Origin of the sequence: Serratia sp. JUb9 (assembly GCF_014298095.1) — a bacterium.
Taxonomy (GTDB): Bacteria; Pseudomonadota; Gammaproteobacteria; order Enterobacterales; family Enterobacteriaceae; genus Serratia_B; species Serratia_B rhizosphaerae.
Genome location: NZ_CP060416.1, coordinates 4,054,099 through 4,073,557, shown reverse-complemented (window position 1 = coordinate 4,073,557; position 19,459 = coordinate 4,054,099). Strand labels below are relative to the sequence as shown.

General features: G+C 55.3%; 28 protein-coding genes. 6 read left to right on the top strand and 22 right to left on the bottom strand.

Features of this window, described 5'->3' with window-relative positions; genetic code table 11:
- Positions 1–26: 26 nt before the first annotated feature.
- Positions 27–818, bottom strand: a complete 792-nt coding sequence (locus tag HF675_RS19305; RefSeq protein WP_015671002.1) for an inner membrane protein YpjD — start codon at positions 816–818, stop codon at positions 27–29.
- A 167-nt stretch (positions 819–985) separates the two neighbouring features.
- Between HF675_RS19305 and ffh the strand changes: the two genes are divergently transcribed.
- The 5 genes from ffh (at position 986) to rplS (ending at position 4,598) form a co-directional block, all read left to right on the top strand.
- Entirely contained in the window at positions 986–2,347 is a 1,362-nt protein-coding gene (gene ffh / locus HF675_RS19300) for a signal recognition particle protein (protein WP_105229849.1), read from the top strand.
- A gap of 215 nt (positions 2,348–2,562) precedes the next feature.
- Positions 2,563–2,811 (top strand): 30S ribosomal protein S16, encoded by a 249-nt coding sequence (gene rpsP / locus HF675_RS19295; protein WP_004712517.1) that lies wholly within the window; start codon positions 2,563–2,565, stop codon positions 2,809–2,811.
- An 18-nt stretch (positions 2,812–2,829) separates the two neighbouring features.
- Positions 2,830–3,378 (top strand): ribosome maturation factor RimM, encoded by a 549-nt coding sequence (gene rimM / locus HF675_RS19290; protein ID WP_105229851.1) that lies wholly within the window; start codon positions 2,830–2,832, stop codon positions 3,376–3,378.
- A 52-nt stretch (positions 3,379–3,430) separates the two neighbouring features.
- On the top strand, positions 3,431–4,198 hold the full coding sequence (gene trmD, locus HF675_RS19285; protein ID WP_105229852.1) for a tRNA (guanosine(37)-N1)-methyltransferase TrmD: 768 nt from the start codon (positions 3,431–3,433) through the stop codon (positions 4,196–4,198).
- A 43-nt stretch (positions 4,199–4,241) separates the two neighbouring features.
- Positions 4,242–4,598, top strand: a complete 357-nt coding sequence (gene rplS, locus HF675_RS19280) for a 50S ribosomal protein L19 (protein WP_004932484.1) — start codon at positions 4,242–4,244, stop codon at positions 4,596–4,598.
- Between the two features lie 228 nt (positions 4,599–4,826).
- Here rplS and HF675_RS19275 read toward each other — a convergent pair whose 3' ends face one another.
- The 21 genes from HF675_RS19275 to HF675_RS19180 form a co-directional block, all read right to left on the bottom strand.
- Positions 4,827–5,333 (bottom strand): tail fiber assembly protein, encoded by a 507-nt coding sequence (locus HF675_RS19275; RefSeq protein WP_187043600.1) that lies wholly within the window; start codon positions 5,331–5,333, stop codon positions 4,827–4,829.
- A 2-nt stretch (positions 5,334–5,335) separates the two neighbouring features.
- Positions 5,336–7,099, bottom strand: coding sequence for a phage tail protein (locus tag HF675_RS19270; protein ID WP_187043599.1), 1,764 nt, complete (start codon positions 7,097–7,099; stop codon positions 5,336–5,338).
- 11 nt (positions 7,100–7,110) lie between these two features.
- Positions 7,111–7,677: a phage tail protein I gene (locus HF675_RS19265; protein WP_105229855.1), complete on the bottom strand. Its 567-nt coding sequence runs from the start codon at positions 7,675–7,677 to the stop codon at positions 7,111–7,113.
- 3 nt (positions 7,678–7,680) lie between these two features.
- Positions 7,681–7,914 carry an ogr/Delta-like zinc finger family protein gene (locus tag HF675_RS19260; protein WP_187043598.1) on the bottom strand — a complete coding sequence of 78 codons (234 nt, stop codon included), beginning with the start codon at positions 7,912–7,914 and terminating at the stop codon, positions 7,681–7,683.
- A gap of 76 nt (positions 7,915–7,990) precedes the next feature.
- Positions 7,991–9,142, bottom strand: coding sequence for a contractile injection system protein, VgrG/Pvc8 family (locus HF675_RS19255; protein ID WP_187043597.1), 1,152 nt, complete (start codon positions 9,140–9,142; stop codon positions 7,991–7,993).
- Positions 9,139–9,621, bottom strand: coding sequence for a phage tail protein (locus HF675_RS19250; protein ID WP_111737697.1), 483 nt, complete (start codon positions 9,619–9,621; stop codon positions 9,139–9,141). Before HF675_RS19250 ends, HF675_RS19255 begins: the two co-directional genes overlap by 4 nt.
- A 12-nt stretch (positions 9,622–9,633) precedes the next feature.
- A complete protein-coding gene (locus tag HF675_RS19245; protein WP_187043596.1) occupies positions 9,634–11,688 on the bottom strand; it encodes a phage tail tape measure protein in 2,055 nt (684 codons plus the stop codon).
- Positions 11,681–11,815 (bottom strand): GpE family phage tail protein, encoded by a 135-nt coding sequence (locus HF675_RS19240; RefSeq protein WP_105229860.1) that lies wholly within the window; start codon positions 11,813–11,815, stop codon positions 11,681–11,683. Before HF675_RS19240 ends, HF675_RS19245 begins: the two co-directional genes overlap by 8 nt.
- A 20-nt stretch (positions 11,816–11,835) precedes the next feature.
- Positions 11,836–12,123, bottom strand: coding sequence for a phage tail assembly protein (locus HF675_RS19235; RefSeq protein WP_105229861.1), 288 nt, complete (start codon positions 12,121–12,123; stop codon positions 11,836–11,838).
- A gap of 69 nt (positions 12,124–12,192) precedes the next feature.
- Entirely contained in the window at positions 12,193–12,702 is a 510-nt protein-coding gene (locus tag HF675_RS19230) for a phage major tail tube protein (protein ID WP_015671015.1), read from the bottom strand.
- A gap of 13 nt (positions 12,703–12,715) precedes the next feature.
- The gene (locus tag HF675_RS19225; RefSeq protein ID WP_187043595.1) at positions 12,716–13,885 is read right to left on the bottom strand and encodes a phage tail sheath protein; all 1,170 of its coding nucleotides are present in this window, start codon (positions 13,883–13,885) and stop codon (positions 12,716–12,718) included.
- A 163-nt stretch (positions 13,886–14,048) separates the two neighbouring features.
- Positions 14,049–14,957, bottom strand: coding sequence for a baseplate assembly protein (locus tag HF675_RS19220; RefSeq protein WP_187043594.1), 909 nt, complete (start codon positions 14,955–14,957; stop codon positions 14,049–14,051).
- Between the two features lie 4 nt (positions 14,958–14,961).
- Complete coding sequence (locus HF675_RS19215; RefSeq protein WP_105229864.1) at positions 14,962–15,312, bottom strand: GPW/gp25 family protein; 351 nt, start codon at positions 15,310–15,312, stop codon at positions 14,962–14,964.
- The gene (locus HF675_RS19210; RefSeq protein ID WP_105229865.1) at positions 15,309–15,944 is read right to left on the bottom strand and encodes a phage baseplate assembly protein V; all 636 of its coding nucleotides are present in this window, start codon (positions 15,942–15,944) and stop codon (positions 15,309–15,311) included. The genes HF675_RS19215 and HF675_RS19210 overlap by 4 nt, the downstream gene beginning before the upstream one ends.
- A gap of 88 nt (positions 15,945–16,032) precedes the next feature.
- Positions 16,033–16,497 (bottom strand): phage tail protein, encoded by a 465-nt coding sequence (locus HF675_RS19205; protein WP_187043593.1) that lies wholly within the window; start codon positions 16,495–16,497, stop codon positions 16,033–16,035.
- Positions 16,472–16,705 (bottom strand): Rz1-like lysis system protein LysC, encoded by a 234-nt coding sequence (gene lysC, locus HF675_RS23715; RefSeq protein ID WP_105229867.1) that lies wholly within the window; start codon positions 16,703–16,705, stop codon positions 16,472–16,474. The genes HF675_RS19205 and lysC overlap by 26 nt, the downstream gene beginning before the upstream one ends.
- Positions 16,608–17,021 (bottom strand): Rz-like lysis system protein LysB, encoded by a 414-nt coding sequence (lysB, locus tag HF675_RS23885; RefSeq protein ID WP_105229868.1) that lies wholly within the window; start codon positions 17,019–17,021, stop codon positions 16,608–16,610. Before lysB ends, lysC begins: the two co-directional genes overlap by 98 nt.
- Complete coding sequence (locus tag HF675_RS19195) at positions 17,018–17,530, bottom strand: lysozyme (RefSeq protein WP_105229869.1); 513 nt, start codon at positions 17,528–17,530, stop codon at positions 17,018–17,020. The genes lysB and HF675_RS19195 overlap by 4 nt, the downstream gene beginning before the upstream one ends.
- Positions 17,514–17,732 carry an HP1 family phage holin gene (locus HF675_RS19190; protein WP_105229870.1) on the bottom strand — a complete coding sequence of 73 codons (219 nt, stop codon included), beginning with the start codon at positions 17,730–17,732 and terminating at the stop codon, positions 17,514–17,516. The genes HF675_RS19195 and HF675_RS19190 overlap by 17 nt, the downstream gene beginning before the upstream one ends.
- Positions 17,733–17,735: 3 nt before the next feature.
- The gene (locus HF675_RS19185; RefSeq protein WP_105229871.1) at positions 17,736–17,939 is read right to left on the bottom strand and encodes a tail protein X; all 204 of its coding nucleotides are present in this window, start codon (positions 17,937–17,939) and stop codon (positions 17,736–17,738) included.
- A gap of 207 nt (positions 17,940–18,146) precedes the next feature.
- A complete protein-coding gene (locus HF675_RS19180; RefSeq protein WP_105229872.1) occupies positions 18,147–18,341 on the bottom strand; it encodes a hypothetical protein in 195 nt (64 codons plus the stop codon).
- 461 nt (positions 18,342–18,802) lie between these two features.
- Between HF675_RS19180 and HF675_RS19175 the strand changes: the two genes are divergently transcribed.
- Entirely contained in the window at positions 18,803–19,438 is a 636-nt protein-coding gene (locus HF675_RS19175; RefSeq protein ID WP_232251630.1) for a phage repressor protein CI, read from the top strand.
- Positions 19,439–19,459: the final 21 nt, after the last annotated feature.

Genomic DNA, 19,459 nt, shown 5'->3' with positions numbered 1-19,459 from the left:
TCATGGGTGAATGAGGCATGGCGTGCTCAGCGCACCATGATTTCCTGAATGAGTCGGCTGCCAAAATAGGCCAGCGTGAGTAAGAACGCCCCGGCGAAACTGAACCAGACCACGCGGCGACCGCGCCAGCCTTCATGGTAATGGCCCCACAGCAGAACGATATAGACAAACCATGCCATGATCGACAGCACCGCCTTGTGCACGTTCTCTTTGCTGAACAGATTATCCATATACAGCAGCCCGGTGCACAGGGTCAGCGTCAGCAACACCACGCCGATCTGCGTGATATGAAACATTTTACGTTCAATGCTCATCAGCGGCGGCATATCTGCGCTGAAACTGAGCTTTTTGTTCTTCAGCAGATAATCGAGCCACGCCAGCTGCAGCGCGTACAGCGCGGCGATAATCAACGTGGCGTAGGCGAACAGCGCCAGGCCGATATGCACCATCAGTTCGGGGCTGGCCTCCAGGTGAGTGATAAACTCTCCGGGCAGCAGGCTGGCGAAGGCCAGATTAATCATGGCGAAGCTGTAGACGATCGGCAGCAGGAACCAGCCACGGTTGCGTGAAGCGACAATCGTCATCACGGTGCAGATGATCAGGCTGACGATGGATCCAATATTCAGCAGGCTCAGGTTTTGCCCGGTGCTGACGTCGAATACCCGCTGTTGCAGCGCAATGGCATGGCTGACCAGCGCCACCACGGCGGAAATGATGGCAAGCCGACGGTATGCGCTATTCTGCCGCAACAAGCTGGGAATGATCAGTCCAAGGCTGAGCAGGTAGGCTATCAAAGCCACGATGGAAAATACTGGCATAGCGTTATTTTAGGCATCGGCGTGGTTAATCGAACGGTCAGTATAGCGTTGAGCGCGCCGCACTCCAACCGATCTCCAACGCTGAGGCAGAGATCGTTAACGCTTCGTGTTATAATCGCCGCAATTGTGTCGCCATGGCGGCCTGTCATTACGTTGAGCCTGAGACGATGTTTGAAAATTTAACCGATCGATTATCGCGCACACTGCGCAATATCAGCGGCCGCGGGCGGCTGACAGAAGAGAATATCAAGGAAACCCTGCGCGAAGTGCGCATGGCATTGCTGGAAGCCGACGTGGCGCTGCCGGTGGTGCGGGACTTTATCAATCGCGTGAAAGAGAGCGCGGTCGGTCATGAAGTCAACAAGAGCCTGACGCCGGGGCAGGAGTTCGTCAAAATCGTCAAGGGCGAGCTGATCGCCGCGATGGGCGAGGTGAACACCGAACTGAACCTGGCGGCACAGCCGCCGGCGGTGGTGCTGATGGCGGGTCTGCAGGGCGCCGGTAAAACCACCAGCGTCGGTAAGCTCGGCAAATTCCTGAAAGAGAAACAGAAGAAGAAAGTACTGGTGGTGTCTGCCGACGTTTATCGCCCTGCGGCGATCAAACAGCTGGAGACCCTGGCCGAAAACGTCGGCATCGACTTCTTCCCGTCCGACGCCAAAGACAAGCCGATTGATATCGTCAACCGCGCGCTGCAGCAGGCGAAGCTGAAGTTCTATGACGTGCTGATCGTCGATACCGCCGGCCGTTTGCACGTCGACGAAGCGATGATGGACGAAATCAAACAGGTGCACGCGGCGATTAACCCGGTGGAAACGCTGTTTGTGGTTGACGCCATGACCGGTCAGGACGCCGCCAATACCGCGAAAGCCTTTAATGAAGCGCTGCCGCTGACCGGCGTGGTGCTGACCAAGGTTGACGGCGATGCACGCGGCGGTGCCGCGCTGTCCATTCGTCACATCACCGGCAAACCGATCAAATTCCTGGGCGTCGGCGAGAAAACCGAAGCGCTGGAGCCGTTCCACCCGGATCGCGTTGCCTCGCGCATTCTCGGCATGGGCGACGTGCTGTCGCTGATCGAAGATATCGAGAGCAAGGTTGACCGCGAGCAGGCTGAAAAACTGGCCAGCAAGCTGAAAAAGGGCGACGGCTTCGATTTGACCGACTTCCTGGATCAGCTGAAGCAGATGCGCAATATGGGTGGTATGGCCAGCATGCTGAGCAAACTGCCGGGCGCGGGCCAGCTGCCGGATAACGTCAAATCGCAGATGGACGACAAGGTGCTGGTGCGTATGGAAGCGATCATCAACTCGATGACGCAGAAAGAGCGCGCCAAACCGGAAATCATCAAAGGCTCGCGCAAGCGCCGCATCGCGATGGGTTCCGGCATGCAGGTGCAGGACGTTAACCGTCTACTCAAGCAGTTTGACGAAATGCAGCGCATGATGAAGAAGATGAAAAAGGGCGGCATGGCGAAGATGATGCGCAACATGAAAGGCATGATGCCGCCGGGCTTCCCGGGCCGCTAAGCGTCGCGATCTCCTGGAGATCTCGGCGCTGACCGTATTGCCGCTTGCGGCAAAAAAATGCCCGAAAGTGTGATGGCGCCAAAACGAATTAGCGGTGATCTACGCTTTAGATTGCTTTTTGCGCCAAAATGAGTAAAATTTTCGGGCTTTTTATATTGCAACCGGGCCCCGTCCCTCAATGGGGCCCGGCTGTTTTATTAACTAAAGAGGATGTTATGGTAACAATTCGTTTGGCACGTGGCGGCGCTAAAAAGCGTCCGTTTTATCAAGTAGTAGTGACCGACAGCCGCAACGCTCGTGACGGTCGCTTCATCGAGCGCGTAGGCTTCTTCAACCCGATCGCTTCTGGTCAGGCTGAAGCACTGCGTCTGGACCTGGACCGTATCGAACATTGGGTCGGCCTGGGTGCAACCGTTTCTGATCGCGTTTCTGCGCTGATCAAAGACGCTAAGAAAGCAGCTTAATCTGTCGCGGTGGTGGCAATGAGCAAGCAACATAAACCGCTGGTGCCTGAACAGCCGATTGTACTCGGCAAACTGGGTTCCAGTTACGGCATTCGTGGTTGGCTCAGAGTGTTTTCATCCACCGAAAACGCCGAAAGCATTTTTGACTATCAGCCCTGGTTTATCCAGAAGGCGGGTCAGTGGCAGCACGTTGAGCTTGAGAGCTGGCGTCGTCACAATCAGGATCTGATCGTTAAGGTGAAAGGCATTGACGATCGGGATGAGGCGAATCTGCTGACCAATTGCGAAATTGTCGTGGATTCCAATCAGCTTCCGCAGTTGGAAGAGGATGATTACTACTGGAAAGACCTGATGGGCTGCCAGGTAGTCACCGCCTCCGGCTACGATCTGGGCAAAGTCATCGATATGATGGAAACCGGATCAAACGACGTAATGGTCGTGCGGGCAAACCTGAAAGATGCATTCGGTATGAAGGAAAGGTTGATTCCGTTCCTTCATGGGCAGGTTATCAAGAAAGTCGATCTCGCTGCCAAGGTGATCGAGGCAGATTGGGATCCTGGTTTTTGACCTCCGGATCATGTGGTCGAAGCAAGCGGAATAACGGTACGGAGATTGGCTTGTGTTTATTGGTATTGTAAGCCTGTTTCCTGAAATGTTTCGCGCAATCACCGATTACGGAGTGACTGGCCGGGCAGTAAAGAATGGCCTGCTGAGCGTCCAGTGTTGGAGTCCGCGTGACTTCACCTACGACCGGCATCGTACCGTGGACGATCGCCCATACGGCGGCGGCCCGGGAATGCTGATGATGGTGCAACCTTTACGGGAAGCCATCACGGCTGCGAAGGCAGCGGCAGGCGAGGGTGCAAAGGTGATTTATCTTTCACCTCAGGGGCGCAAGCTGGATCAAACCGGCGTTTGCGAACTGGCGGCCAACCAAAAGATGATTTTGGTGTGTGGCCGCTACGAAGGGATCGATGAGCGCGTGATCCAAACCGAAATTGACGAAGAGTGGTCAATCGGCGATTACGTTCTCAGCGGCGGGGAACTGCCGGCAATGACCCTGATCGACTCTGTCGCCCGATTTATTCCGGGCGTGCTGGGACGTCAGGCGTCAGCAGAAGAAGACTCTTTTGCCGACGGATTGCTGGATTGCCCGCACTATACCCGGCCTGAGGTGTTGGAAGGGATGGAAGTACCGCCGGTTTTGCTGTCGGGCAACCATGCCGAGATACGTCGCTGGCGCTTAAAGCAGTCGCTGGGCCGAACCTGGCTTAGAAGACCTGAACTTCTAGAAAGCCTAGCTCTGACTGACGAGCAAGAGGTGTTGCTGGCCGAGTTCCAACGGGAACACCGGGCTTCGCAACAGGACTATGAAGGCAACGTCTAAGACGACGCCGATATATCAGTTTACCTAGGGTAAGAGACATATTATGAGCAACATTATTAAGCAACTTGAACAAGAGCAGATGAAGCAAGACGTACCTGCGTTCCGTCCGGGTGATTCCGTGGAAGTTAAGGTATGGGTCGTTGAAGGTAGCAAAAAACGTCTGCAGGCATTCGAGGGCGTGGTTATCGCTATCCGTAACCGCGGTCTGCACTCTGCATTCACTGTTCGTAAGATTTCCAACGGCGAAGGTGTTGAGCGCGTATTCCAGACTCACTCCCCAGTAATCGACAGCATTACTGTGAAACGTCGTGGTGCCGTTCGTAAAGCCAAACTGTACTACCTGCGTGAGCGTACTGGTAAGGCTGCTCGTATCAAAGAGCGTCTGAACCGCGTCGGCTAACGCTGCATCCGAAAGTTAATAGTGAATAAAGGGTCTGCCTTGCTGGCAGACCCTTTTTTTATCCTTGCATGAACACCACCTCCTATGGAGGTGATGTTCATGCAGGTTTTGGCTTTGCCTTATTGTCTTTGGAATTAAATCGTTCAGAACAGGCAGAGACTAATTGTAGGGCTTTTAGTACGCCCCTCTGGGGCGCTGTCAATGCCACCTGCTATGCAGGTGGTTTTTTTACGGATTTGGCGCATGAGGCCAGTCGATAGAGGGGGCATCCTGCGGATTGATACGCGCCAGCATCACGCGATATTTTCGCCATGCCGGTAGTGCGGTTTTTTCTTCCTCTGTTGCCATTTCCAGTTCTACGGCATCGCTAAGAACCTGTACCTGATAATTTGCCTGCTGCATTAATGAGTCTTTTTGATTAGCCGCCTGGCGTGCAACTGCGCCATCTGCCAGTTTTACGCTGCCATTTTGGTAAACCCAATCGCCGGAAATATCGCACCCGTCTGGCAATGTATCGATATCGACAACCGACAAGCCGTTTGGGAATAACGCAGAAACGTCTTCAGCTATGCAGCGGATGGTGCCGCTATCTGGACTGATCGCCAGTTTATAAGCTTTCGTGAACTTGTTTTGCGATGTGTACCAATCGTTCCCTTTATCGTCTTGTAAATAAAGCGCTGACGGGCCGAATGCCGGCTCTTTTGGTGTATAGCGGGTAAAGTGATTCATGCGCATGATTAAACTCCCATTGTGATCCAGTTGCCGCCGATGAGATATTGCAGTGGTGCAGCGTAGCCGTAACCGTTTGATGCCCCGAAGTCACCAAGACCGGTGACGACGTATCCCGATGGCGGGAATACATCGCCGTCACCGCCGCCAAATTTCACATTGGCACCAAGGCGCATCTGTCTGACAAATGTGTTATTAACGTAATCGACCGTGGCCCTTGTGTTAAGTTGGGCCACAATTTCATCCCATAACCATCCACCGTTGGGATTCCATCGTGTGCCCCATATATTGCCATCACCCTGTAAGCGTGCATTTGCAAGATAAATCAGCCCGGTAGACAATGTTTTCGCGTTGATATCGCCATTTACATCCATTTGCACACTGTTATCTTTACGTCTGTAAAGCGACATTAACCAGTTAACAGCATCGCCGAACTCTACAATGTTCGGTCGTTCCTCATTACCCCAAAAACCCAAAGTCATTTTATCCCGGTGCGAACCTGCTGAACTGACAGTTGCTGTCTTTTTTCGGGTATTAAGGATGAGTGAACCATTATTTAGATTTGCATTACCACCGATAGTAGCTTCTTTTGCTATGGACAGTGAGTTGGCACCGAGCGAACCGCCGATGCTTACCATGCCATCCACATCCATGTCGTTCTGTATGTGCAGTTTGCCGGTCATGGTATCGCCGTTTTTTGCGACGGCTCCTACATCACTGGCTGTTGGAGGATTATTCGGCGAATATACGCGTTTACCGGCTTCAATAATTTGTCCATCTGCGGTAATTCTCCCTGCCATTTGCAGGCTGCCGAAACGCACATTAATAAAACCCGATATCCCTTTGATGCCAATTGACGTACAGGTATTATAAAATCCGACTCCCTGCCAGCTCTTCAGCAATAAATTATTGCTGAGATAATTGGCGCCATCTTCTCCACCCTCAATACGCGTTATCTGTTCACCGAAATCGATCCCTGCATGAAAACTGGTTTTACCGGTTACTGAGCCGCCGCTGAGTTTTAGATAGCGCTTATCCCCTTCACTGGCTGCCAACAATTCTCCGCTGGCTGTACCTACGTTACGCGTTGCTGCCGTGCCCAGAGCCAGATTGCTGCGGGCTGCCTCTTTGTTTTGCAGGTCGCTCAGATTTGATGCTTTCTTTAATCCTGCATCACTGACCTGTTTCAGCGCTGCCGGTGTTACCGCCTTGCTTTCGCTCGGGCTGTTGGTTGCGTTTGACAACATCACGAAGCCTTTCACCGTGGTGGTGGCGTCAGGATGATTGCGTGAGCCTTCATGCTCCAATATGGCTTTTTCGACAAAGTCCCTGCTTGCCAGCACGGTATCACCACCGGCAATGATCTGGATGGCATTGATGCTGCTGACAACCAGGACCATGCGCAGCGTTTGCGTACGCCCGCTGCCTTCTTCCAGCTTGGGTTTGTAGCTTTCGGCCATATTGCCGACGGCGATCAGTTCGCCCGACTCATCGAACAGCCCCATCTCGCGCAGCCAGAAACCGCCGACGTTTGCCGGGATGATCAGTTCAGCGACAATATGGTTTTGTGACGCATTGGCAATATCCAATGCGTTTAGCGCAGCGCGGTATTGCTCGTTAATCAGCTGTGTCTGTTCTGGCGTTGGTTCGGGCAGTGTGCCATTGCCGTCGCCGACGGCCATGTGTGTAATCTTTAACTGTGCCCCGCCGGCCGTTGCTGCGGCAATTTTTGCCGCGCCGGCAGTGGTCACTATCGCTTTATATTTTGTCATACGGGTTATCTCTATCCGGGGTAAACGGTGGTGACATCACCGTCAATAGCCGCCGCGCCTGTATAGGCATATCCTGTCACGGCTTGTGAAATCGTCAGGCCAATCAAATGCCGGCTTACGGGTTTGGCATCGGCGATCATGCGTTCCATCTCAAGGTACATCTCTTCGCTGATGCCACTTTCCAATACGCCGATATTGAGCCGGAAAGTACCGGGTGGGTCATCGCCGCCGTGCCACCATTCGTCAACGTTAATCAGGTAACCCAGCGGTTCAACCACGCGGCGTATCGCGCCGATCGTTCCTTTATGCCGGTGGACAAAAAAGGATGATGCGATGACGCTGCGTTTTGTCTCCTCCGGCCATGCTTCATCCCAATGATCGACGGAAAAGGCCCAGGCCAAATAAGGCAATAAATTGGCTGGGCAGGTTGCCGGGTTCCATAAATCGCGCAGCGATACCGATATGTGTTCCAGTTCGGCGCAGGCCTGTGCGGCGGCGACTTCGAGCGGTGCTGAACCAACCGGCAGCAGCCGGTTGGTTGCCGGAGTCGGCAGTAAATCGGAGTCAAACGGCAGCATGGTTTACCTCTTGGCCGCAGTCTGCGCCGCTGGGCGTGCCTTGCCCGTGGCTACCCCCGCCGGCACTTGTGGATTATCACCGCGCTTAACGATGACACGTGCAACCGACTCATGCGTGGCAAACGTACAGCTGCAGTTGATGTTTTGACATTGGTGATAGCGTTCTTTGGTTGATTCGCTCAGGTAACGGCTGGAACGGGTGTGAGCGACGTTACCGCATACAGGACAGTGCATCATAATTAAATCCCTCTAGTGTTTATTCAAACAGTAATATTCATATTACACCTCAATCTTGTAAATGCAAGTTATGAGCTCAAATTTGAGTTCGCGTTTCTGTTGTGTGGTACGTGACGTCATCAAGCATCACCTGTAAGTCCAAGGTGCAGGTGTAGCCGCTGCTGCTCAGGTTGTGAGTGATTGCGTTGATGAGCCATCGCTGACTATCAATCTGTGATTTGAAGCCGCGGACGATGATTGGCGTGTCTGGCACCAGGTCTGGCCGCCCGATAGCCAGGTTGATGGTGAACTTGGCCAATCCTTGCTGTATTCGTTTGAATACGGACTCGGCGCCACGCATCGCAGCATTTTTATCCCGAAATAGTTTAGGGATATTGAATACATTGTCTGCAGCACCAAGCAGGTAGTTATTTGGCGATTTCTGAGCGTTTGACGTCGCCGGCGGTGATGCAGAGGCTGTTTTTTGAGCTCCGGGCAATTGACGGTCGAGACGAATTTTTTTACTCGCTTCGTCAGGATTGTCGGTGTTGAGCCAGACGGCGCTGACGCCGGTATAGGCGTTTTTATCCGCAATATTGAAGGTATGCCGATCGCCATCATTGCGGGTAAGAACGCTTACGGGCAGCGGCTGACCATTGCTGACGCCGCCCGCTCCCGGTTTGCTAAATGAAATTTTCTGGAAGCGAATACTCACCTTGGCGCCGTTGAGCGTCGCCAGCCGCACCAGGAACTGCAGGTCTGACTCATTGCTCTGATCGATATGCGGAATGGTTATTGTGCTTATCTCGGCATCTACATTAGGGGCGCGCAGTTGGTTGCGCTCCGATATTTGTTTAATGATGTCTCCCAGCTCGATATCTGAATAAGACTGGCTGCGTAATTGGTTAAGTGAGCGCCTAAAATCAGCGCTGTTAGCCGATATTGTCAGCTGGTCCGGTGCGCCGGTGTGGGTAATGGTGTCAATGACGAATGAGCCATGTCCAAATAACGCCGAACCTTGCCAGCCGATATAAAGTGTTAACAGCGCGCCGCGTCTGGGCATGATGAGCTGGCCGTCGCTATCGTCCAAAGTGATGCTCAGAGAGTCTGCGGCAAAGCCGCTGACGTCTTTCAACGTCAGCGAAATCAGCCGGGGTGCGATTGACGCGGTAATATCCTTGTCGTCCAGCGTGATAATAAAATCAGGGGCAATCTTGCCCCCCATTGGCAGAGAGGTGTCGGTTATCATGGATTAATCCCCGCTGCCTGCTGCGCCTTATCCAGCAACGCTCCGGCTTTGTGTAACACGCCTTCCATCTGCGTACGCAGGTCGCCAAACATGGCGTGCAGAGACTCATCCACGCGTTTCAGCGTGATATCAAAATTGATTTGTCTTGGCTGGCCATCAGGGAACAGCTGCGTACCGGTCTGACTTAATCGTTGAATCACAAACATGCCGTAAATCGTTCCGCTCCCTTCAATCAGCGGCCAGGCGCGCCCCTGATCCGCCATTGCCTGCAAAGCGGCGAGCGAGACGCGGCCTCCCGTCAGTTCCGGCATTAACTGTCCCGCCAGGGTGATGGTTTCGACGTCGGGGCCGAGAAACTGCGAGGTCGCACGTTGGCCCACGCGTTTGTTTTCCGGCCACTGATAGGCGACGTCACGTTTGATGGTTTGATAGGGGAGAGTACGCAGCATAAATACGTAGATCCCAAGGGTTAGCATCATAGTGTTGGTTCCTTAAATATTGGCGAATTGGGATTGCGCTACACGCTCCTGTTCCCGCTGCTGCTGTTGATTCAGTTGATGATAGATATTCTGTATTTCCTCGCGGTCCATGCCCGGCGTGGTATGGATCGTCACGTTATTGGTCACCGTTCGATGATTGGCCGTGACGGCGGCGCCGGGCGTTAGGGCCGGTTGATAAGCCGTCAACGGGGAGCTTTTCGATACGCTGAGTTGGCTATTGGTATTTTCTGGCTCTGATGTTGATGCCGTTGGTGGCGCGATGGCTGCTTCCTGTTCAGGCGTTTTTTTAATGATCCCGATACTTTGCAGTAGCTTGGAAACGGCGCCGCTAACTTGTTGCAAGACCCAAATTGAGCTCCTTAGCGTTATGGTCAGGACTTCTCCTACCTTTTTTCCCGCTGCTGAAACTTTATCTAAACCTTCTTGCGTCATTTTTACCGGAGTAAGGAACTCCTTGATTTTGCCAACCACGAAGCTGAACACCTGACCGATAGGCTCGAAGAGGGTTTTAAACGGCGCCAGCGCCTCAAGAACGCCGTCGATAATGCCGCCGATAAATGCAGAAATCGGCTGCCAATATTTATAAATTACCGCCGCGCCCGCGACGACGGCGGCGATGACAGCGATAATTGGGAGGCCAAGCGCGGCGAATGCGGCGGCGATGGCGCTGCCGACACCGGTGAAAATACCGCCGAGCAGTGCGGCGCCGCTCATCAGCATATTGATGGCGCCGAGGGCCGGAACAATAAAGGTACCGATGGAACCCAGGCCGCCTAGCAGCACGGATACGGCGCCGGCAACGGTTATCAGCGTTGCGGTCAGATCCGGATTATTGGTAACCCACTGCTGTAGCGTATCCAGCCACTTGGTCGCCGTTTGCGTTAGTGCCCGCAGCGCGGTGTTCTGTCCGTCAAAAAGGTTGATACGAATGCGGTCCCAACTGGCGAACAGCTTTTGGATATCGCCGTCCAGATTGTCGCCACGTACCGTCACGATGGCCTGAGCGGCGCCCGCGACGTTGCCCAGCTGTTTGTCGGCCGGAGCCAGCTGCGCCGCCGTTTGCTCCAGGCCTGTCCCTCGGCGGAGCGCGTCGGGCGCCGCCGATAACAGCTGTTTGTTCAGATCCGTCAGGGGAAGTGCATAGCTGTTGCTGGCTTTGGCCATGACATCGGCGATGTTGTTGGCCTGATCGACGGGCAGCTTAAAGGCCTGTTGCACGCCGGTGAGTGCTTTTACCGCATCTTTAATGCTGCTGCCGCTCGCCCTGGCCAAATTCAACGCGGCCGGCGTGGCGGCCAGCACGGCTTCGGCGTCATAACCGCTGTTTGCCAGCGCCGCCTGCGCCTGCTGTATATCGGCTGGCGTATTCGCGCCGTTTTGTCGTTGGCTGGCCTGCTGCTGTAGCGCCAGCAAGTGAGGATCGTTTTGCTTTAATCCCAACCGTGCCTGCAGAGCGGAAAGCTGCTGCTCGAATTGCGCGCCGGGCGTGAACAACTGCTTACCGCCGGCAAACAGCTGATTGCTGATTGCGGCGGCAGGTTCGGTAAATTTGCCCAGCGCATCAATACGGCCCTGACGACGGTCGTGATTGGCAAAAATTTGCGCACGATGTTGCTGGCGCAGGCGGCTTTGTTCAGCTTTGTTGGCGCCCAGAGATGCCTGCGCATTATTCAGATGCTGGCTTTGCTGTTGCTGCGCCTCGTCCAGCCGTGCGGTGTTGAAACCTTTTTTTTCGAGCTTTTTACTTAACTGCCCCTTTTGGAAGGCGAGGAGTTTACGGTGTGCCCGTTGGAGCACGTCGTCGAAGTTTAATTGTTGGACGGTTTGAATATCCTCGATAGAGGAAATCGCGGCGGGCAGCGATGTACGCACCGCCCGGTTGTTATTTAACTGTTGCTGAATATCGTCAGTCTGACGCTTCAGTGCCGCCAACTTTTTCAGCTGTGCGAGCTGTCGTTGCGCATAGTGGACCTGTTTGGTCGACAGGATCACATTACGATTGGCGGTCTTGATGGTGCTATCGTTGACTGCCTGTTGATTACTCATTGGTCTCTGCTCCACTACGTTGAAGGGCTCGGCGACGCCAGTCGATCAACTCCCCCAGCCCCATACCGTTCATCTCTGATGGCGGCCAGTGAAAAATCACTGCGATATCCGCCATCAGATCGTCCACGGTCAGCGCCGGGTCGATGCTTACTCCGCCGACTTCGGCGCTAAAAAACCGATCACCATGCCTGCCAGCGCGATCAGATCCGGCAGTTCCAGACGGGCGCACTCTTCTTTGGTCAGGTTCGGATAGGTGACGCGCGGTAAAATGGTGATCAGCGCATCCACGTCGGCATTGGCCAGCGCAGCCAGGCCGATGCCGCGCAGGCTGCCGGCGTTGGGCTTGGTGACCATGACTTCGCTAATTTCGCTGTCGCCGCGTTTGATTGGGGTATCGAGTACGACGCTGGTATCCTGAGAGGTGATCATTTCCATTGTTTTTTCCTTAACTGTGTTGGCTATGGGGTAAAGCGGCCAGCGTACGGCTGGCCGTGGGTATAACGATTACAGGCCGATGGCCTTGCGGTGTGCGGCCAGCAGGTCGACGCCGTCCACTTTCTCGATCATGTTGACGGTATCGATCTCAATCAGTTCTTTGCCGTCGATGCTCAGCTTGAAGTAGGTGCAGTCGGTCGAAACCTTGGTTTCAGTGTCTTCACCTTGCTTGAAATCGCCGCTGTCGATCTCTTTGTGGCGGCCGCGCATCACCACTTCCAGCGCGGAAACGTCGCCGCTGTCATCGCGTTGGAACGAGCCGGTGAAACGCAGCGGAACTGCATCGACCTGACCCCATTGCTTCAGCACCAGTTCATCGATACCGCCCATGGTCCATTCGACCACCAGCGCATCGTCGTCCAGGCCAAAGTCGACCGATGCCGCGCCGTTCATGCCGCCGCCGCGGTATTTCTCCAGCTTGCGGGTCAGTTTTGGCAGGGTCAGCGAGGAAACCACGCCCATATAGTTGAAACCGTCGTTAAACAGGTTCAGGTATTTCAATTTCTTTGGTAATGCCATTTTGTTGTTCTCCTTAGCCGTTTACGGACGCGGCGAAGTTCGCCAGGTAGCGGTCGGTGATGCGTTGACGCAGGGTGAGGTCTTCCAGCGGCGGCACCGGGGTGTAGTCATAATCGATAAACAGCTTGCCGGCTTTCAGGGTTTCCTGATCGTTGGCGCTTTCGTCGTACCAGCAGTCGCCGTCGATAATCAGACCGGCGGATTTCAGTTCGCGGAATTTGGCTTTGATGCCGTCGATCATGTCGCGGATCAGCGTTGGCGTCAGGGGGCGATCCACCGCCCACAGATGCGCTTCGGCCATGGTGTCCGCCAGAACCTGCGCGGTGCGGGTGTAGTTTTCAAACTGGAACAGCGGATCGTCGGCGCAGGTGCGCGAACCCCAGAATTTGAAGCCATCTTTGCGGATCAGCGTGGTTACGCAGGCTTCATTCAACAGATCGGCATCGGTGCCGGCAGTTTGCAGATCCCAGAATACGCTGGCGGAAATACCGCTGACGCCGTTAACGCCGACGTTGGACAGCGACTTATGCCAGCCGGTCTCCTGGTCGATTTTGGCGCGCAGGCCGAGCGCACGGGCGGTCGCGTAGGCAATATCGCTGCTGTTGGTGGCGGTGTTCCAACTGACGAAGTCAGGCCAAATCAGCATCAGTTCACGCTGGCTGAAGTTTTTACGGTAGGCAATGGCTTCCGTAACGGTTTTGCAGCCGTAAGCGCTGATGTAGCCGAAGGCGCGCAGCTGCTGGCAAATGGTTGCCAGCGCCGTTGCTACCTGCAGGTTATCGAGGCCGGGTACGCCGAGAATGCGTGGTTTTACGCCCAGTTCGGCCTGTGCTGCCAACAGGGCTTTCATGCCGGTGTATTTGCCGCTCTCATCGGCACCGCCGATGATATTGGTGGTGGTTTCCGCTTCGTCCTGACCTTCGGCGACGCGTACGACCACGGTGACCGGTTTGGCCTGTTCGGCGATGGCCAGCAGCGCGGCGGACAGCGTGCCTTTTTTACCGGCTTTGCCGCTGGCGGCCAGTACGTCGGTGATCAGCACCGGTTGGTTAAGTGGAAAAACGCTGGTATCGGCATCTTCTGCGGTACAAACCATGCCGATGACCGCCGTTGAGACGGTGGAAATTACGCGAGTGCCTTCATTGATTTCAAGAACACGTACGCCGTGGTGATAGTCACCCATAGTATTACTCCGTTTGTTGGTTGGTAGGAGTAGGATGCGCTTCTCAAGGCGGGCGTGCACGTCATTGGGTATGTACTAAATCTGACACAACATCAGGAAAAATAAGATAAAAAAACGCCCCAAAGGGGCGTGTCAGTAGGTGGTGTAGCGGTGGAAAAAGTAATTATTCATCCGACCCCCCGATTTTCAGTACGTAGCTGTTGCAGTAAGAAGCCTGAGTTTTGTCCAGCACGATGTCGTTTTTCGGGCTGGCCAGCTCGACGCGCTGTACCCCTTCGGCATGTAGCGCGGCGTAAATGGCCGACAGGCGGATATCGCGTCCCAGACGGTGTTGGGCGCTGATGTATTTTTTGAGCTTGGCTTCGGCCGCCTGACGAATCGGCTCGGCTTCCGGGCCGGGATACAGGTATAGCGTCGCGTCGATGGCGTAACTGACAATATCGGCGGAGCGCACCGTCACGCGGTCGGCGACCGGTCGCACGTCTTCGTCGTTCAGCGCGCGTTCGACAACGGCCAGCAGATCGTCGCTGGCGGTGCCGTCGCCTTCACGGGACAACACGGCGATAACGACGGTTGCCGGGCTGGGGCTGGTGGCGGAAACGTCGGCGATGCGCCCGTCCGCCGAGCGGCCGTGATATTCATAGGATCCGCTGGATCCCGCCACGCTCAATCCTTCAAATGCCTGCTGGATGCGAACGCGGAAATCGCTGTCGGACTCCATAATCGCCGGCACCGGCGGCACGACGCTGTTATCGGGTTTTTGCACCACTAAGCGCTCAACCTGGAAATTGGCGCCGATCTGATCTAGATCGCTGCCGGTGGCGTAGCCGAGCATTACCGCCTGTGCCGCTTCATTTACGCGTTGGCGCAAAATCATCTCGCGGTAGGCGTTTTCCTGCAGCAGTTTGACCAGCGGTTCCGATTCCAGCGCCAGGGTGCGGGCAATGGCGTCGCGTTGATCTTCGGGGTAAAGGGCGATCAGCCTGGCCTTACGTTCGGCCAGTAAACTTTCGTAATTTAACGGTTCCACCACCGTCGGGGCGGGCAATAAACTCAAATCAATCGTAGGCATAGCGTTAGCTCACTGAAACTGAAAGGGAAAAATTATCCGGGGTGTCGGTACGACTGCCGGTCAGGTCGACCACCATTTTTCCGTCGAAGGTGGTGTTGACCGCGATCTCGGTCAGACGGATCCTTGGTTCCCACTGCAGCAGGGCGCTGTAACAGGCGGCCATGATTTGCAGGCGCAGCGCATCGTTTTGCGGTTGATCCAGCAGTGCGGAAAGCAGCGATCCGTACTGGCGACGCATCACGCGTGAACCTATCGGGGTGACCAGAATGTCGCTCACCGACTGGCGAATATGTTCGATATCGTTAATGGCGCGGCCGGAGTTGCGGCCCATGCCAATATATTTTGCGTTGTTCATAAGGGTTTATCCGTTTGGCCTCCGCCGTTTTGTACGCCGCCGTGGGTGTGGGTATGCACCACAATGCCGTTAGACGTGATGCTGCCGCCGGAGTGGGTGACATCACCGGTCATTGAACCGCCCTGACGGACGGCGAGTGAACCGGTAACCAGGTGCTGGGTGCACTCCACTTCCGGGGCATCCAGGGTGATTTTGCTGCTGGCGCGGCAGACGATATTGGCGGCGCTGACCGTCGCCGTCTCCGTCGCCTCCAGCGTGGCGCTTTTCATGCCGCTGGCTTTCAAAGCGCCTTGCGCCGGCTCGTACTCAATGACTGCGCCGTCGGCAAAGGTAATATGCAGCGCCTCGGCCGAATGCGACGGCGGCGGGAAGGCATTGGAAAAAATGCCGGGCAGCACGAAAGCGGTATCCAACTCGCCGCCCAGCGACAGCACCAGCACCTGTTCGCCAAGGCTCGGCGCCCACCAGCTGCGGGCGCTGCCGGCACGGCTGGTCATCCAACACAGCCAGTCGGTATGATTGCCGCCGGTCCTCACGCGGCAGCGTCCGCGTTCGAGATCGATGTCGCTGACGGTGCCAATGCGGATTAGGTTGCGCACCAGGCGCTGAATATCAGGGTTATATGTGTTCATGTGGTTACCATGCCGGTAAGAGAAAAGGGCGGCAACGCGGCGGGGTTTGACGGCTGACAGCACAACAAAACCCGCCGCCTGCCCGGGGTTAAGAGCGTTGCCAGTGGCTGATCAACTCCCCATGCAGGTAGACGTCGGTAAAACGCAAAACGTCTTGCGGCTCCGGCGGTTCCGGCAGCGGCGTGATATGCAACGTCTCCTCACGCTGTTCCACCAAGATCCGTTCGGTGAGCTGCAACTGAATGTCGAGCTGGCCGTGCGCTTCGTCGTGCAGGGCAAAAGCAAAATCACCGTTGCGTTTTTCCACGTTAGCCAGCAGATCCGGCTGGTGGCTGCGCAGCCATGCCAATAGGGTGACCATCACCAGCTCGCAGTCGGCCGCGCGATCGGCCAGCGTTAACCTCAACGAGTAGCGGTATTCAAATGACAACGATGGGCCTGGCGTGGCGACGACGCGGCCGTCCGTCAGTTTCATCGTCAGTTTTTCCGGCTGGGCCTGTAGGTCCGGTAACGCCTTGAATAAGGCGTCACGCAGCTGGTCGGGTTTTAACATCGTGTTCCTCCTGACACTGTTTAATCGCTTCTATCTGTAATGCGCACTGTATGAGCGCATGCTCAAGCTGGCGGATGTCGGCGCTGAGATCGCCGTTGGTGGCGAGGTGATTACCGGGAATGGGGCAACTGCTGACTTTCGGACAGCCAGCGTAGGTAATCTCCGGGCCTGGCGAAGGCGGGGCGCTGCTGCAGCCGGATAACATCATCAGGCAACCCAGTGCGATACCAGTCGCGCAGTTTCTTGTTTTCATTGAGTAACTCCTGTAATCGTTTTTCTCGCTGCAGCGTTAAATCCTGCGCGCTGCTCAGCGCCTGACGCAGCGCCAGTTCAGCGCGTTCACGCCGTTGGCGCTGTTGTTTCAGTTGGTTGATCTGGGCGTCGCGTGTCGTTAGCGTGGCCTGCGCCTCGCCAAGGCGTTGCTGTTGATGCGCCAGCGTTTGTTGCAGACGCTGGTTCTGCCACTGCGACGCCGCGAGCAGGGTCAATAGCAGCGCGCCAAGGCTGAGCAGCCAGCGATTCATGGCGACACCCCCTGCAAACACAGCGCACGTTCGGCCTGACGACGACGCTCCAGCCCTTTGCTCTTTACGCCGTTGACGTATACCCAGCGCGGCAGTTGATCGCAGGCTTGTTGCCAGCGACGTTGTTTAATGAAACCGGCCAACGTAGAGCGGCAGGCGGCGCCGACGCCGACGTTAAAGGCAAAAGCGCTGACCGCGTCGTAAACCGGCTGCGGCATATCCACACTCATACAGCGCGCGATGCCTTTTTCCACATTGCGTACGTCGTCCAGCAGGTTGGCTGCCGCCTGACGCTCGGTGATCGCCGTATTGGGTTTCACGCCCGCGGTATGGCCGATGCCGTTGGTCCAGACGTTGGCGCTGCACTGGTAGGGGGACAGTTGGCAACCTTCGAAGTCGGCGATCAGGCGCAGTCCCCGTTCGGAGGTATGCAGTTGGCCAAACTGCGGCAGAGTAGCGGCCAGCGCCAAAATGGCGACGGCGCTGCAGCGTTTAAGGAGTGGGTTCATCGTATTTCCCCCGTTTGAGAATTTTCTTTCTGAGCGATTTCAGTAACTGGTAGCTCTTATGGCGGTAGTACCAGTTCACCGCAAAGGTGCCTACGCCTACCGCAGCGCCGACCATCATGGCTATGTCTTCCGTCGAGTGACGGCCGAACCAGGCCAGGCAGGCGGCGATAAGGTAGGAAAGTGTTGAGGTAAATTTTTCCATCGTTTAGTCCCACAGTTTCACCGTTTCCCGCCTGGCGGCGGCGTTGAGTTCGGGCATTTCTACCGGGCAGCCGTGCGGCAGCAGCGCTCCGTATGCCGCCAGCCCGCGATTGGCGCGATAAACCTGTTCCACCACGTTTTCTGTGCTGCCGTAATAGCGCCAGCACATCGCGTCAATGGTGTCGCCTTGTTGTGCATAAATTTTCATCATTACCATCCTGCGATGCGGTTGTTGGTTGAGGACGCGGGGAGTGCGCCCGGTTAGCAGTAGTTTCCTGATGACGGCCTGCCGCCACAATGCAATAGGGTTGTGGTCGTTGTGGCACAACGGATCGGGATAAATCCCCGGAAGGCGGATAAAAAAATACCCGCCGGATGGCGGGTAAAAATCGGTATTAAGAAGCGGGGGGCGGTGCTAGCGGGAGTGTTGTTGGTCTGCCGGATAGTAGACGGCTTGGTAGTCGTGCTCGGGGAGTTCCTGAGCGGCCAGATCGGAAATCAGTGACAGTGCGATCAGGTATTCGGACGGACTGCACTGGGCTGCCTGTGATACATCGGCGATGAACTGGATGCGTGACAGTGTTAGTTGTTGTTTATCCGTAATTTCCACCGTGTTTGCCCTCGCTTAAATATACTGTGTATTTATACAGTATTAAGCAAAACGCTAAATGGGTCAATGGTTCTCGACGCCATTTATTGGTATGGCCGAGCGGCACAAACGGACAAGCCTGGCAGGATAACGTCGGCTCGGCCCGTAGAGGGCGGCGTTGTTTGCTGCTATGCCTTGTGCGTCTGGGAAGGGGGAAATGTCATAAGTTTTTTATTTTTCTCGCAAATTCAAGTTTTGTATTTTTCCCTTAATTATCATTGTGAAGTAGATGCATCACGTGATTTTTCAGTGCTGAACAATGTTTGTGGCAGGTATCGGCATTTGTATTTTCGGCGACTATATTGCATCATTTAACCATAGGTTAAATAGCAGGCGAGCCTGGCGTTAATAACGAATCCTATGTGCGTTAAGTCGAAAAGTACGGCTTGCTTCTGCAAGTTTTAATGATGACCGGGGAAAATATGGCTGAAGATACTGTGAATGGGCGGGCTGCGGCGCATGGTAAGGCGTTGTATGAGCGCGTACTGGCGTCCGGCGGCAAGGGCGTGCTGCGTAGGATTCTGGATGCCTATGGTTTCAGCTTGCAGAAGGAGCTAGGGGATTTACTGGGTATTTCATCCGGCACCATGAGCACCTGGGTGCGCCGTAATTACTTCCCGGGGGATATTGTGGTGACCTGCGCGTTGGATACCGGCGTTTCTCTGCAGTGGTTGGCTACCGGGCAGGGGGAAATGCGCGCGTCCGATCCGCTGGATATGGTACCGCCAGCACGTGCCGTGCCGCTGTATCGACTGATTGCCGGCCAGCTGAAAGATGGCGGTGAATGGCTGGCCGATCGAACGTTGATTCCATCAACGGCCGAGCAGCCCGCATACGTGGACGGTGGGCGTGTAGCCTGGCTGGTGGATTTGTCGGTAACGAACATTGCCAACGGACGCTGGCTGCTCGATATCGACGGCAACCTGGACGTATATGATATTGCCCGTTTGCCGGGCAATCAGCTGCAGGTCAGCGGCAACGGGACAGATTTTCAGTGCAGTACCGATGCCGTAAAAGCGCTGGGTATGGTGTGGCTGACCTTGACGCCGCAGGCGTAAGCGGCCCGTGTCGGGCCGCAG

What these genes read in the sequence shown, in the direction of transcription:
- HF675_RS19305 (WP_015671002.1), bottom strand. Translation starts at nt 818, where the DNA reads ATGCCAGTATTTTCCATCGTGGCTTTGATAGCCTACCTGCTCAGCCTT.
- ffh (WP_105229849.1), top strand. Translation starts at nt 986, where the DNA reads ATGTTTGAAAATTTAACCGATCGATTATCGCGCACACTGCGCAATATC.
- rpsP (WP_004712517.1), top strand. Translation starts at nt 2,563, where the DNA reads ATGGTAACAATTCGTTTGGCACGTGGCGGCGCTAAAAAGCGTCCGTTT.
- rimM (WP_105229851.1), top strand. Translation starts at nt 2,830, where the DNA reads ATGAGCAAGCAACATAAACCGCTGGTGCCTGAACAGCCGATTGTACTC.
- rplS (WP_004932484.1), top strand. Translation starts at nt 4,242, where the DNA reads ATGAGCAACATTATTAAGCAACTTGAACAAGAGCAGATGAAGCAAGAC.
- HF675_RS19275 (WP_187043600.1), bottom strand. Translation starts at nt 5,333, where the DNA reads ATGCGCATGAATCACTTTACCCGCTATACACCAAAAGAGCCGGCATTC.
- HF675_RS19270 (WP_187043599.1), bottom strand. Translation starts at nt 7,099, where the DNA reads ATGACAAAATATAAAGCGATAGTGACCACTGCCGGCGCGGCAAAAATT.
- HF675_RS19265 (WP_105229855.1), bottom strand. Translation starts at nt 7,677, where the DNA reads ATGCTGCCGTTTGACTCCGATTTACTGCCGACTCCGGCAACCAACCGG.
- HF675_RS19260 (WP_187043598.1), bottom strand. Translation starts at nt 7,914, where the DNA reads ATGATGCACTGTCCTGTATGCGGTAACGTCGCTCACACCCGTTCCAGC.
- HF675_RS19255 (WP_187043597.1), bottom strand. Translation starts at nt 9,142, where the DNA reads ATGATAACCGACACCTCTCTGCCAATGGGGGGCAAGATTGCCCCTGAT.
- HF675_RS19250 (WP_111737697.1), bottom strand. Translation starts at nt 9,621, where the DNA reads ATGATGCTAACCCTTGGGATCTACGTATTTATGCTGCGTACTCTCCCC.
- HF675_RS19245 (WP_187043596.1), bottom strand. Translation starts at nt 11,688, where the DNA reads ATGAGTAATCAACAGGCAGTCAACGATAGCACCATCAAGACCGCCAAT.
- HF675_RS19235 (WP_105229861.1), bottom strand. Translation starts at nt 12,123, where the DNA reads ATGGAAATGATCACCTCTCAGGATACCAGCGTCGTACTCGATACCCCA.
- HF675_RS19230 (WP_015671015.1), bottom strand. Translation starts at nt 12,702, where the DNA reads ATGGCATTACCAAAGAAATTGAAATACCTGAACCTGTTTAACGACGGT.
- HF675_RS19225 (WP_187043595.1), bottom strand. Translation starts at nt 13,885, where the DNA reads ATGGGTGACTATCACCACGGCGTACGTGTTCTTGAAATCAATGAAGGC.
- HF675_RS19220 (WP_187043594.1), bottom strand. Translation starts at nt 14,957, where the DNA reads ATGCCTACGATTGATTTGAGTTTATTGCCCGCCCCGACGGTGGTGGAA.
- HF675_RS19215 (WP_105229864.1), bottom strand. Translation starts at nt 15,312, where the DNA reads ATGAACAACGCAAAATATATTGGCATGGGCCGCAACTCCGGCCGCGCC.
- HF675_RS19210 (WP_105229865.1), bottom strand. Translation starts at nt 15,944, where the DNA reads ATGAACACATATAACCCTGATATTCAGCGCCTGGTGCGCAACCTAATC.
- HF675_RS19205 (WP_187043593.1), bottom strand. Translation starts at nt 16,497, where the DNA reads ATGTTAAAACCCGACCAGCTGCGTGACGCCTTATTCAAGGCGTTACCG.
- lysC (WP_105229867.1), bottom strand. Translation starts at nt 16,705, where the DNA reads ATGATGTTATCCGGCTGCAGCAGCGCCCCGCCTTCGCCAGGCCCGGAG.
- lysB (WP_105229868.1), bottom strand. Translation starts at nt 17,021, where the DNA reads ATGAATCGCTGGCTGCTCAGCCTTGGCGCGCTGCTATTGACCCTGCTC.
- HF675_RS19195 (WP_105229869.1), bottom strand. Translation starts at nt 17,530, where the DNA reads ATGAACCCACTCCTTAAACGCTGCAGCGCCGTCGCCATTTTGGCGCTG.
- HF675_RS19190 (WP_105229870.1), bottom strand. Translation starts at nt 17,732, where the DNA reads ATGGAAAAATTTACCTCAACACTTTCCTACCTTATCGCCGCCTGCCTG.
- HF675_RS19185 (WP_105229871.1), bottom strand. Translation starts at nt 17,939, where the DNA reads ATGAAAATTTATGCACAACAAGGCGACACCATTGACGCGATGTGCTGG.
- HF675_RS19175 (WP_232251630.1), top strand. Translation starts at nt 18,803, where the DNA reads ATGGCTGAAGATACTGTGAATGGGCGGGCTGCGGCGCATGGTAAGGCG.